The organism is Pseudomonas sp. NPDC088322 (genome assembly GCF_044740745.1).
GTDB classification, from domain to species: domain Bacteria; phylum Pseudomonadota; class Gammaproteobacteria; order Pseudomonadales; family Pseudomonadaceae; genus Aquipseudomonas; species Aquipseudomonas shirazensis.
Window position 1 is genome coordinate 452,425 of record NZ_JBIURK010000002.1, and the last position, 12,071, is coordinate 464,495.

The 12,071-nt window shown below is 62.8% G+C and carries 8 protein-coding genes; 2 read left to right on the forward strand and 6 right to left on the reverse strand.

Annotated features, from left to right (window positions below):
* Window positions 1–16: 16 nt before the first annotated feature.
* From ACIOAU_RS06380 to ACIOAU_RS06400, 5 genes are all read right to left on the reverse strand, one after another.
* The gene (locus ACIOAU_RS06380) at window positions 17–637 is read right to left on the reverse strand and encodes a LysE family translocator (protein WP_103437089.1); all 621 of its coding nucleotides are present in this window, start codon (window positions 635–637) and stop codon (window positions 17–19) included.
* 120 nt (window positions 638–757) lie between these two features.
* Window positions 758–1,687, reverse strand: a complete 930-nt coding sequence (locus ACIOAU_RS06385; protein ID WP_401180728.1) for an aliphatic sulfonate ABC transporter substrate-binding protein — start codon at window positions 1,685–1,687, stop codon at window positions 758–760.
* Between the two features lie 3 nt (window positions 1,688–1,690).
* The gene (mgrA, locus tag ACIOAU_RS06390) at window positions 1,691–2,734 is read right to left on the reverse strand and encodes an L-glyceraldehyde 3-phosphate reductase (protein ID WP_150569466.1); all 1,044 of its coding nucleotides are present in this window, start codon (window positions 2,732–2,734) and stop codon (window positions 1,691–1,693) included.
* Window positions 2,731–4,074, reverse strand: coding sequence for an LLM class flavin-dependent oxidoreductase (locus ACIOAU_RS06395; protein WP_401180731.1), 1,344 nt, complete (start codon window positions 4,072–4,074; stop codon window positions 2,731–2,733). The genes mgrA and ACIOAU_RS06395 overlap by 4 nt, the downstream gene beginning before the upstream one ends.
* A 53-nt stretch (window positions 4,075–4,127) precedes the next feature.
* The gene (locus ACIOAU_RS06400; RefSeq protein WP_401180734.1) at window positions 4,128–6,359 is read right to left on the reverse strand and encodes a TonB-dependent receptor; all 2,232 of its coding nucleotides are present in this window, start codon (window positions 6,357–6,359) and stop codon (window positions 4,128–4,130) included.
* Between the two features lie 241 nt (window positions 6,360–6,600).
* On the opposite strand from ACIOAU_RS06400, the gene ACIOAU_RS06405 reads away from it, so the two are divergent.
* Window positions 6,601–7,647 (forward strand): LacI family DNA-binding transcriptional regulator, encoded by a 1,047-nt coding sequence (locus ACIOAU_RS06405; protein ID WP_150569469.1) that lies wholly within the window; start codon window positions 6,601–6,603, stop codon window positions 7,645–7,647.
* A 76-nt stretch (window positions 7,648–7,723) separates the two neighbouring features.
* Window positions 7,724–9,508, forward strand: a complete 1,785-nt coding sequence (locus tag ACIOAU_RS06410) for a sensor histidine kinase (RefSeq protein WP_259074040.1) — start codon at window positions 7,724–7,726, stop codon at window positions 9,506–9,508.
* Here ACIOAU_RS06410 and ACIOAU_RS06415 read toward each other — a convergent pair.
* The gene (locus ACIOAU_RS06415) at window positions 9,465–11,675 is read right to left on the reverse strand and encodes an ATP-binding protein (protein WP_401180738.1); all 2,211 of its coding nucleotides are present in this window, start codon (window positions 11,673–11,675) and stop codon (window positions 9,465–9,467) included. The two genes, ACIOAU_RS06410 and ACIOAU_RS06415, sit on opposite strands and share 44 nt — an antisense overlap.
* Window positions 11,676–12,071: the final 396 nt, after the last annotated feature.

Below are 12,071 nucleotides of genomic sequence, written 5' to 3' on the forward strand. Positions count from 1 at the left end.
GGCTGTACTCGCCGGTTCAGGAAAACGCCGATTGTACAAACAGCAGCGGGTAAAGCGATATCACCAGCAGCACGGCCATCAGGACATTGAACAGCATCAGCCAGCGCGGATTCTGCAGCAGGTTGCGCAAGGCACTGCCGAACATTACCCAGATCCCGACGCTAGGCAGGTTGACCAGGGCGAATACGGCGGCAATCACGATCACGTTGACCACGTAGCCTTGCGCTGGGGTGTAGGTGGTAATGGCGCCAACAGCCATGACCCAGGCTTTCGGGTTGACCCACTGAAACGCCGCAGCGCCGAGAAAGGTCATCGGTTTGGCCGTGCTTTTGCCGTTGGCGGAGATCGGCCCGGAGGTAGCGATCTTGTACGCCAGGTACAGCAGATAGGCAGCGCCGACATAGCGCAATACCGTGTACAGCACAGGCCAGGCCTTGAACACTTCACCCAGACCAAAGCCCACTCCCAGCACCATCAGCATGAAGCCGATACTGACCCCCAGCGCGTGGGGAATGGTCCGCAGCGCGCCGAAGTTGACCCCTGAGGCCAGCAACATGGTGTTGTTGGGCCCCGGAGTGATGGAGGATACGAAGGCGAACAGTACGAACGCCATCAGCAGGTCGAAGGAGGCAAACATGAGCAAGTGTCCCGAGCGGGTAGATGTTGTGCACCCACAGTAGCCCAGCGCCCTCGCCCGCCCACCTATACAGTTAGCCTCAAATAAGCAGATACACATTTTGTACTGCTGCGGGCCAGATCACGGTCGCCGCCACACTGCCGGCGCAATTTGCACCTGCCTGGGCAGCAAGCGGTTGTCGAAAAACAACTGTGCCGTGCGCTGCTGCGCGGCGATGATTTCGTCACTGACGGCAAGCACTGGCGACGCCGGACGATGACTGAAACTGCGCCGCACGACCTCTTCGGGCATGCCCATGAAGTCCGCCAATGTGCGGATACTGCCGGCCTCGTCACTGCGGGTCAGCGCCTCGGCCTGGCTTATCTGCTCAAGCAACTGGCCGACGAATTCGGGGTTGGCTTCGACATAGCCCCGCGCGCCGAGCATGAACGGGCCGATCAGGCCCAAGCCCTGCCCGTCCGCCAGTACCCGCGCTTTGCCTTCGACGTCGATAGCCGAATAGAACGGGTCCCAGATCGCCCAGGCATCGACACTGCCGCGCTCGAACGCCGCGCGGGCATCGGCCGGGGCCAGGTACACCGGTTGCACGTCGCGGATGCTCAAGCCGGCCTTGGCCAGGCTGCGCAACAGCAGGTTGTGCGCGCTGGAGCCTTTCTGCAGGGCGATGCGCTTGCCCTTGAGCTCGGCAACGCTGGCCAGCGTGCTGGCGTTGGGCACCAGGATCACTTCTGCTCGCGGTTTGGCCGGCTCGGCGCCGATGTAGAGCAGATCGGCAGCGGCCGCCTGGGCGAAGATCGGTGGGATATCGCCGGTCGAGCCGATATCCAGGCTGCCGATGTTGAGCGCCTCGAGCATCTGCGGCCCGGCCGGAAACTCGATCCATTGCACCTTGGTATTGGCAAAGCGCTGCTCGAGAAAACCGTGCTGTTTGGCCAGCACCAGGCTGATCGAGCCCTTCTGGTAGCCGATGCGCAAACTGGCCGGATCTGCCGCTTGCACAGTCCCCGCGAGGGCCAACAGCAGTGCTGCAGCCAGGCGAACAATAGTCATGGCTTACTCCTTCCAGTCGGTCGAGGGTTTTTCCCAGAGGTTGATCCCGCCTTCCACGGCGAACTGGTCGATCTCGGCCAGCTCCTCGGCGCTGAACGCGAGGTTGTCCAGAGCCGCGACGTTCTCGATGATCTGCTCGGGCCGGCTGGCGCCGATCAGGGCCGAACTCACGCGTGGATCGCGCAGGGTCCAGGCCAGTGCCAGTTGCGCCAGGCTCTGGCCACGCCGGTGGGCGATCTCGTTGAGCGCCTGGGCGCGAGCGATATTGGCTTCGGACAAATGCTCGGCGCGCAGCGAGCTGCCGCCGGCACGGTTGACCCGCGCATCAGTCGGCACGCCCTGCAGATACTTGTCGGTGAGCAGCCCCTGGGCCAGCGCAGTGAACACGATGACCCCGGCGCCGACCTCTGCGGTGGTGTCGAGCAGGTCCTGTTCGATCCAGCGGTTGAACAGATTGTACGAGGGCTGATGGATCAACAGCGGCACGTTCAGCGCTTGCAGCAATGCTGCGATCTCTCGCGTTTTGCCCGCCGAATAGGACGAGATACCGATGTACAGCGCCTTGCCCTGGCGGACGATATCGGCCAGGGCAATCGCAGTTTCTTCCAGCGGCGTGTCGGCGTCGAAACGATGCGAATAGAAGATATCGACGTAGTCCAGACCCAGCCGCGTCAGGCTCTGATCGAGGCTGGAGATCAGGTACTTACGCGAGCTGCCGCCCTGCCCATAGGGCCCAGGCCACATGTCCCAGCCAGCCTTGCTGGAGATGATCAGCTCATCGCGATGAGCGCGCAGGTCTTCGCGCAGCAAGCGGCCAAAGTTGCTTTCGGCGCTGCCGTACGGCGGGCCGTAGTTGTTGGCCAGGTCGAAGTGATTGATGCCAGCATCGAACGCCGTGCGCAGCAGCGCGCGCTGGGTGTCGATCGGCGTGGCATCGCCAAAGTTGTGCCACAGGCCCAGTGACAACGCCGGCAGGACCAGGCCACTGCGGCCGACGCGGCGGTACGGCATGCGCGCATAGCGCTCGGGGTGGGCGGTGTAGCTCATGGTTGACCTCGTTTGGCAAAGAAGGGATTGGCCGGCACTTGCAGGCCCAGATGCTCACGCAGGGTGCGGCCCTGGTATTCACGGCGGAACAGCCCACGGCGCTGCAGCTCGGGCACGACCCAGCGGGCGACGTCTTCCAGGCCCTCCGGCAAGTGCGGCACCAGCACGTTGAAACCGTCGGCGGCGGCGCCTTCGAACCAGGCCTGCAGCTCGTCGGCGATCTGCGTCGGCGTGCCGATCAGGCTGTAGTGGCCGCGGCCACCGGCGATGCGCTGGCCAAGCTGGGCCAGGGTCAGCTGTTCGCTGCCGGCCAGCTCGGTGAGCAACTGCTGGCGGCTGCGCTGGCCGTCCTCAGTCGGTGGCAGCTCCGGCAACGGGCCGTCCAACGGGTAGCCGGACAGGTCGAAGTTACCGAGCATGCGCCCGAGCAAGGCCACGCCTACCCGGGGGTCGACCAGCGCCTGAAACTGCTCGGCCTTGTCCTGCGCCTCGGCCTCGCTCTGCCCCACCACGATGAACACGCCGGGCATGATCTTCAGCGCATCCGGCTCGCGCCCGTAGCGCGGCAAGCGGCCCTTGAGGTCGGCATAGAACGCTTGCGCCCGGGCCAGTGAAGGCTGCGCGGTAAACACCACTTCGGCAGTTTCGGCCGCCAGCTCGCGTCCGGCCTCGGACGAACCGGCCTGCACCAGCACCGGCCTGCCCTGGGGCGTGCGAGCGACATTGAGCGGACCTTTGACGCGAAAGTGCTCGCCAACATGTTCAAGGGCACGCACGCCATCGGCGTGATGGAACACGCCACTGGCCTTGTCGCGGACAAACGCATCATCCGCCCAGCTGTCCCACAGCCCCTGCACCACCTGCTGAAACTCGCGAGCGCGGGCATAGCGTTCGCCATGCGGGATATGCGCGCTGCGGCCAAAATTGCCAGCCTCGGCGGCGGCATCCGAGGTCACCAGGTTCCAGCCGGCGCGGCCGGCGGACAAGTGATCGAGCGAGGCAAACTTGCGCGCCACATGGTACGGCTCGTTGTAGCTGGTGGTGGCCGTGGCGATCAGGCCGATGCGCTCGGTCACTGCGCTGAGTGCTGACAGCAATGTCAGTGGCTCGAAGTACACCGAGCGTGCGCTGTGGCTGGCTAGGGCATCACTCGGCGCGGCCACGCTGTCGGCGACGAACAGTGCGTCGAAGCAGGCCGCCTCGGCAGCCTGAGCTACGCGCCGGTAGGTGGCGAAGTCCAGCGGATCAGCCGGCACGTCTGGATGACGCCAGGCGGCGACATGGTGCCCGGTGGCCATGATGAAGGCGCCGAGGCTGAGTTGACGGGGTGCTGTACTCATCGGAGTTACTCGCTGATCGGTGCAAAGAGGCGGCCACAGGACGGGCCGCTCGGTTAGAAGTCCTTGCGCAGTTGCACGCCGAAGTAGCGGCCGTCATCGCGCGGCACCGAGCGATAGATATAGTCGCCGCCGCTGGAGAGCATCTGTGCGTAAGACTTGTCGCCAAGGTTCTTGCCCAGCAGTGCGACCCGCCAGCCCTCGTTGTAATCGGCCAGGGCAACACTGGCGTTCCAGATGCCGTAAGCACCCTGTACGGTGTCGGGGTTCTGGTCGAGGCTGAACTGCACCGAGTCCTGCCAGCTGTAGTCACTGGCCAACTCGATATCCAGGCCGTTGTCCAGCGGGATCACATAGTCGGCGCGCAGGTAGGTCTTCCAGTCCGGGGTGAACGGCAGGCGGCCGCCGTCGATGTCGCAGCTGGCAGCCGCGCCCGCTGGGCAGTTGAAGTGGTCGACGCGAGCTTTGGTGTAGGCCGCTGCGGCAGACAGTTTCAGCTGCGAGGTGACCTGCAAGCTGGCATCCAGCTCGACGCCCTGGGTCTTGACCTTGCCGGCGTTGACCAGGCGGGTGACCACCTGGTTGGCCACGGTGTCGAAGAAGTTGGCCTGGTAGTCGTCGTAGTCGGTATGGAACAGCGCCAGGTTGGCCACCAGGCGGTTGTCCAGCGCAGTGCTCTTGAGGCCGATCTCGTAAGCGTCGGAGGTTTCTGGCTTGAGTGCACCGGTATCGCGCGGCTGCATGTTGAAGAACACGTTGTAGGCCGGCCCCTTGTAACCACGTGAATAGGTCACGTAGCCAGTCAGGTTGTCGTTGAAGTCATATTGCAGGCCAGTGCGGCCGCTCCAGCCGTCTTCATCGACCGAGCCCTGACTGGCAGTCGAGGGCTGGATGCCGGTCACCGAGGTCGGCGAGGTGGACACCCGGCGGTGATCGTATTCGAGGTCATCGTGGGTCCAGCGCAGGCCGAAGATGGCCCGCAAATCATCGGTGAAGTTGAAGGTGTTTTCACCGAACAGGGCAACGCTGTCATTGGTCGTCGAATAGTCGGCGCGGCCACTGTTGGCTACGCCGCTGTTGACCGAAAGCCGCTGGTAGGTTTCCCGCGAGGTGCCGTGCATGTAGAACGCGCCCAGCACGTACTCGTTGAACTGGCCCTTGGGCGAGGTCAGGCGAAACTCCTGGCTGTACTGGTCGTAGTCGACAGTGCCTTTGTCATGGGAGGCGGTCAGCGGCAACAGCGCACGGCGGTCACCGTCCTGATACTGGGTGTTGTCCCAACCGCGCCAGGCGCTGATCGAGGTCAGGGTGTAATCCCCCAGTTGCCAGTCAAGCTGGGCCGAGAAGCCCTGGTTTTCGTCCTCGACGTGGGTCTTGAAATCACTGCTGATGTCGCGGTTGTGCGCGCTCGGCCGGACCGCGCCCAGCTGGTTGCGAAAGGCCGTGCTGGCCTGGGTGACGACGCCACTGGGCAAGGTGTCCTCACCCTTCATGTAGTCGCCGATCAGGGTCAGGCGCAGCTCATCGCTGGGTTCGAATTCAAGCTTGCCGCGCAGGCCTTTGCGCTCATAGCCATTTACATCATGGCCATTGGCGAGGTTCTCCACGTTGCCGTCATAGTCGCCCCACAGCGTGCTCAACGAACCTTTGAGCTGCTCGTTCAAGCGGCCACCGAGGCCAAAGCGCAGGCGGTTTTCGTCGCCACCGCCAAAGTGCGAATAGTCGACATAGCCTTGGGTCTGCTCGGGGATAGCTTTGCTGACCACGTTGAGCACGCCGGCGGAGGCGTTTTTGCCGAACAGCGTGCCCTGCGGGCCGCGCAGCACTTCGATGCGTTCCAGATCAAGCAGATCGAGGGTGGATTGGCCTGGTCGGCCAAACACCACGCCGTCGACCACAGTAGCTACGGTCGGCTCGACGCCTGGTGAGGTCGAGATAGTGCCGACGCCACGAATGAACAGCGAGGTGTCCTTGTTCGACGCACCCGCACGGTAGTTGAGGGTCGGCACCTGCTGGACGATGCTGGCGACGCTGTTGCGGTTATCACGTTCGAGCTGCTCGCCCTGCACCACCGAGACCGCAACCGGCACTTCCTGCAGGCTCGCCTCGCGGCGTGTAGCGGTCACGGTGACGGCGCTCAGCGCAGTGGCCTGCGGGTTCTGCTGGTCGTTATCAGCAGCCTGTGCCGACTGACCGATGGCCGCCAGCAGCACGGCTGTGGCGAGAGGCGAACGTATGGGGAAACGGCTGGCGCGCGCAACGGCGCCTCGGATCTGATGTGTGTGCATGATGCTTACTGCCCTGAAAGACCAGACTGAATTGAGGTGCTGTCGATGTCTGGTCTCGCTCGTGCGAGTGGCAGTCGGTGGCCAACAGCAGCGCTGTGTTAGCGCTAACATGGACCGAGTATCCAAGCCCGCCGCTTAGCAGGTCAAATACTTAAAAAAACTTTTGTTATTCCATAAAGCTATTTGCGTAGCATGCCTGGGTTAGCGCTAACATCGGCGCTCATTCATTCGAGATGCCCCTGTGAGCCAGCTCAAGGACACCCCTCGTAAGCGCCGCGGCGCGGGCCGCGTCACCCTCGCCCAAGTGGCGCGCGAGGCCGGCGTGTCATCGATCAGCGTGTCTCGCTACTTCAATCAACCCGAGCAGGTTTCGCCGCCCCTGCGTGAGCGCATCAAAGCCGTGGTCGAAGCCTTGGGCTATGTGCCCAATCTGGTGGCCGGCGGGCTGGCTTCGGCACGCGGGCGTATCGTCGGTATGGTCATCCCAAACATCTCCGGGCCGATCTTTGCCCAGACCATCCAGGCCTTCAGCGACACCCTGAGCAAGCACGGTTATCAGTTGCTGCTGGCGTCGAGCTATTTCAGCGAAGAACAGGAAGAAAGCGCAGTGCGCGCGTTTCTCGGTTGGTCGCCGGCGGCACTGGTGGTCACCAGCCAGTTTCACAGCCCGGCCACCGAGAAGATGCTGGCAGAGGCCGATGTACCGGTCGTGGAAATCTGGGACTACTGCCCCGAGCGGGAGCCACTGCAGGTAGGTTTTCTGCACTTCGAGGTCGGCGTGCAGGCCTGCCGCTATCTGCTCGACAAGGGCCACCGGCGCATCGCCTTCGTGCAGAACAGCGCGGCCGGCGACTTCAGTGCGCTGCAACGGCGCGATGGTTATGCGCAAACCTTGCGCGATGCCGGGCTGGAGCCGTGGTTCTTCGTGCCGACGGCGGACAGCGCTCCGTTCGAGGCGGGCAAGCAGGCGATGCAGGCCTTGATCCGCCGCGAGCCGCGCCCGGATGCGATCATCTTTGCCAACGACAACTTGGCCGCCGGCGCCGTGCTCGCCGGCCAGCGCGCCGGCCTGAAGCTGCCCGAAGAGATGGCCATCATGGGCTTTGGTGACTACGCCTTCGCTGACATGCTGCTGCCAAGCCTGACCACCCTGCGCCCACCCTCGCGGGAGATTGGCGAGATCGCCGCGCTGCGCGTGCTGCAGCACTTGGGAGCAATCGCCGTGGATGGCGATGTGCCGCGGCTGAACCTGTTGCACTGCGAGCTGATCGCGCGCGAAAGTGCCTGACATCCCGCATAAAGCGCTCGCAATCAGCCCTGCCAACGGGCAACCTTGTGCTCCCTGCAAACGGATCGACCTAGCAATGGCTAAATGGCTGGAAGGCGGCGGATTGATGGCCGAACGCATCCGCGCCCACGATTGGGCGCAAACTGCGCTCGGGCCTATGGAAAGCTGGCCCGACGTGCTCAAGACCACCCTGTCGCTGTGCCTTAACTCACGGTTCGCTCAGGCCGTGCTATGGGGCGAGCAGATGCTCACTCTGCACAACGATGCCTTCAGCGATATCTTGGGCGGCAAGCCACTGGCCTTGGGCATTCCTTTCAGCGAAGTCTGGCAGGAGGCGTGGAGCGACATCGGAGTACTTGCCGAGCGCGCCCTTGCCGGCGAAGCGGTGTTCATCGATAACTTTCCACTGCTGATTGATCGCCAGCGCGGTACCGAACGCGCTTACTTCACGTTCTGCTACAGCCCGATCCGCGACCACAATGGCGAATTGGTCGGCATGCTCGATACGGTCACTGAGACCACCGCGACAGTGATCGCCAATCAGCGCCTGAATTTTCTCGACGGTCTGAGCCGTACCCTGGCCGACGCCACCGAGCCTGACCTGATCATGGCCACCACCACCCGTCTACTGGTCGGACATCTCGGCCTGTCCAGCTGTGCCTATGCCGTCATGGACGCAGATCAGGACGGTTTCACCATTTGCGGCGATGCCGTCGCGACCGGCTCACCACGGTTGGTGGGCCACTATCGGCTGGCCGATTTCGGCAGCCTGGCGGTCAGCCAGCTGCGCGCCGGTCGGGCGCTGGTGATCGACGACAACCTCAGCCAACTGCTGCCACATGAGGCCGCGACGTTCCAGGCCATTGGAATCACTGCGACCATCTGCATGCCGCTGATCAAGGACGGTCGGCTGACCGCACTGATGGCCATCCATGACCGCCAACCGCGCCACTGGACGGCTTACGAGCAGGGGCTCATCAGCGAAGTCACCGAGCGCTGCTGGGCGCATATCCAGCGGGTCCAGGCCGTTGCCGAGGTGCGCGCCAGCGCCGCCGCCCTCGAAGCACTCAATGTCAGCCTGGAACAGCGTGTCGAAGAGCGCACCGAGCAATTGCTGCAAACCGAAGCAGTCCTGCGCCAGTCGCAAAAGCTCGAAGCGATCGGCCAGCTGACCGGAGGCGTGGCGCACGATTTCAATAATCTACTGACCATCATTCGCTCGTCGCTGCACTTCCTGCAACGTCCCGACCTGGAAGACAGCCGCCGCCAGCGCTATCTGCAAACCATGATCGAGACTGTTGAGCGTGGCTCGAAACTGACCGGCCAGCTGCTCGCCTTTGCCCGGCGCCAAGCGCTCAGCCCGCAGATATTCGAGGTTGGCCAACGCCTGCAAGCCATGGCCGACATGCTCGATACCGCCACTGGTGCGCGGGTCAAGGTGGTATTGGAACTGCCCCAGACGCCGTGTTTTGTCCATGCGGACCCAGGCCAGCTGGAAACCGCAGTGCTTAACCTGATGATCAATGGCCGCGACGCGTTGAATGGAGTAGGCACGCTGGTACTGCAACTGGTTGCCAACCAGCGCATGCCCGCGCAACCGGGTGATCATCTGCAGGCGGGGGCGTTTGCCGCGATTTCGGTGATCGACAATGGCACGGGTATTGCGCCAGAGCTGCTGGAGCGGATTTTTGACCCCTTCTTCACCACCAAGCCGGCCGGTGAAGGCACCGGCCTGGGCTTGTCGCAGGTATTTGGCTTCGCCAAGCAGTCAGGCGGCGATGTGCAGGTAATCAGCCAGCCTGGCCAGGGCACCACGTTTACCCTGTACTTGCCTCAGGAGGCTCCGTCAGTGGGCGGTTGAGCGCGAGCAACTGGGCCAGACTCTCAGCCAGTTCGGCCCGGCGAAACGGCTTGCGCAGAACAGCAAAACCATTGAGTTCACGCGGGGTCAGGTTGGCATAACCGGTAATGATCAGCACCGGCAATTGCGGTTGCTGCTGGCGCAGTTGCTGAGCGAACCTGGCGCCGGTCTCATCGACCATGATCTGGTCAGTCACCAGCACATCCATCGCCAGCCCCTCTGCCAGCATTCGCCGCGCCTGCGCGGGGCTGGCGGCTTCGGTTACCCGATAGCCAAGGTCACGCAATTGCAGGGCCGTTGCGTTGCGCACGATGTCCTCATCGTCAACCAGCAAGACCTGCATTTGCCCTGGTGCCATGATGGCGTCGCCAACTTCGGCAAGCGGCTCACAGACCTGGCCGCGACTGACTGGCAGCCACAATGTCGCCCGAGTGCCCTGCCCCGGCTGCGAATCGATGGCAAAGCCACCGCCTGACTGAGCTGCCAGGCCCTGCACCATGGGCAGGCCAAGGCCGGAGCCTTTGCCGACCTGTTTGGTTGAATAAAACGGCTCAAAGCAACGCTCCAGCACTTCTTCACTCATGCCGCAGCCGCTGTCACGCACCTGCAGCCAGACCTGGCGGCCGTGCACGCTTTCCGGCCAACCCGGGTCATCTTCACCAACCCCGGCGGCCAGATACACACGCCCGCCATTGGCCATGGCGTCGCGTGCGTTGACCACCAGGTTGAGCAAAGCAAGCTCAAGCTGATGGGGATCGACCAGCACATTGGGCAACTGTGGATCGATCTGCACCACAACCTCAATGGTCGGCCCCAGCGAGCGCGCCATCAACTCGTGCATGTCATTGACCAGTGTTGCCAGGCACACAGCTTGCGGCTTGAGTGTCTGCCGGCGAGCAAAGCTGAGCAGGCGCCCGACCAGAATTCGCGCACGTTCAGCGGCCTGCAGCGCACCATCGATCAAGCGCACTGAACGCTGAGCATCCTCTGGCCGTCGACGGATCAGCTCCAGGGAGGCAATGATCGGGGTGAGCATGTTGTTGAAATCGTGGGCGATACCGCCGGTGAGCTGGCCAATCATCTCCATCTTGCCAGTTTCATACAGCTGCCGATTGGCTTCCTCGCGTTCGGCCAGCATTGCCGACACACGCTCTTCGAGGGACTCATTAAGCGCCAGCAGCTCGGCAAAAGTTGCCTCAAGGTGCGCACTGCTGGCGCGCAACGCCCGCTCGGAGCGGGCGTGGGTGATTGCCTGCCAGACCCGCTTGGCGGTGTCTTCGAGCAGCAGGCACTGGTCCTCGTCGACAAAATGCGGCGCGGCAAACTCGACGCCGAGGATGGCATCAATGCTGCTGCCGCGCAGTACCGGCACATACACGCTGGCGGCATCTGCACCCTGCACGACGAACCCGCGACCGAGCTGTTCGGTCAGTCGCACTGGACTCTCGCCGCAGGTCAGATCACCAACCCTGGAAATCGCACCATTTACCCAATCGCGGGCGATGCGCATCTGCTGATCATCTCCTTGCGATTCGGCTAGAAAAACCCGCACGGCGCCCAGTTGCTGGCCTACGCGTTCGATGGCATAGGCTTCGATCTGTTCCGGCTCGGTCAATTCCGGAAGCGCCTGACCCAGTTCGAGGAGAAAGCTCTGCCGCCGTTCGAACTGCACCTTTTGCGTGGTTTCAGAGACGACGCACAATACACCGCCAACGCTGCCGTCGATTTCGCGAACGGCAGAGTAGGACACGTCGAAATAAGCCGTCTCGCCGTGGGCGCTACGCTCCAGGTAAAACGGTCGGTCCTTGGCTGAAAAAGTTTGCCCAGTGTTGCGCACGCCGCTCAGCAGCGGTTCCAGGTCATCCCACAGCTCGGTCCAGTTTTCCTGTGCAGGTCGCCCTAGCGCGCGCGGGTGCTTGTTGCCAATTGTGGTCGAGTAAGCATCGTTATACAGCGCCACGTATTCAGGACCCCAGAACAGCACGATCTGCGCTTGAGCCGGCAAAATGGTTGCCATCAGGGTCTTCAGACTGAGCGACCACTGTTGCGGCGCACCCAGCGGAGAGCCTGACCAGTCCATGGTCTGGATCTGGCTGCCAATGCTGCCACCCCCCAGCAGAAAAGGCAGTTTTGCCTGGTCTGGATGATTATTCTGACCTGACTTCATCTTGTGCTGACCGTCAATTGCCCAATAGTGTTGTCCTCTATCTGCTGAATAGGAAATCAAACCGGCGCAGACGTTCCGTGGCATTTTGTACCAGGTCGGACAAACGGCCGTCAGTAGCGATCACCAGGCTGGTGCAGGGCGTCACAGCGCGCCCCATTGCCTTGCACAGACTCTCCACGCATGGCCCTTTACTCGCGTGCCTGCGGGCATTTGCCAGGCCGGCACGAAGCTTGCTCGCCAAGACCTTTCAGGCCGAGTTCAGCCTTAGGTTTTTTAACGTTCATGAGTACATATTTACTAATTTCTCGTTCGCCAACCAGCCGCCATCATCCCTCCAACAAGAACACGTCGCCCATTGCCGGCGCGTACCCGGGGATCACCCGACGCCCCTCCTTG

Excerpts from the sequence above, each read along its gene's own strand:
- ACIOAU_RS06400 (WP_401180734.1), bottom strand. The coding sequence starts at position 6,359 with ATGCACACACATCAGATCCGAGGCGCCGTTGCGCGCGCCAGCCGTTTC.
- ACIOAU_RS06395 (WP_401180731.1), bottom strand. The coding sequence starts at position 4,074 with ATGAGTACAGCACCCCGTCAACTCAGCCTCGGCGCCTTCATCATGGCC.
- ACIOAU_RS06415 (WP_401180738.1), bottom strand. The coding sequence starts at position 11,675 with ATGAAGTCAGGTCAGAATAATCATCCAGACCAGGCAAAACTGCCTTTT.
- ACIOAU_RS06385 (WP_401180728.1), bottom strand. The coding sequence starts at position 1,687 with ATGACTATTGTTCGCCTGGCTGCAGCACTGCTGTTGGCCCTCGCGGGG.
- ACIOAU_RS06410 (WP_259074040.1), top strand. The coding sequence starts at position 7,724 with ATGGCTAAATGGCTGGAAGGCGGCGGATTGATGGCCGAACGCATCCGC.
- ACIOAU_RS06380 (WP_103437089.1), bottom strand. The coding sequence starts at position 637 with ATGTTTGCCTCCTTCGACCTGCTGATGGCGTTCGTACTGTTCGCCTTC.
- mgrA (WP_150569466.1), bottom strand. The coding sequence starts at position 2,734 with ATGAGCTACACCGCCCACCCCGAGCGCTATGCGCGCATGCCGTACCGC.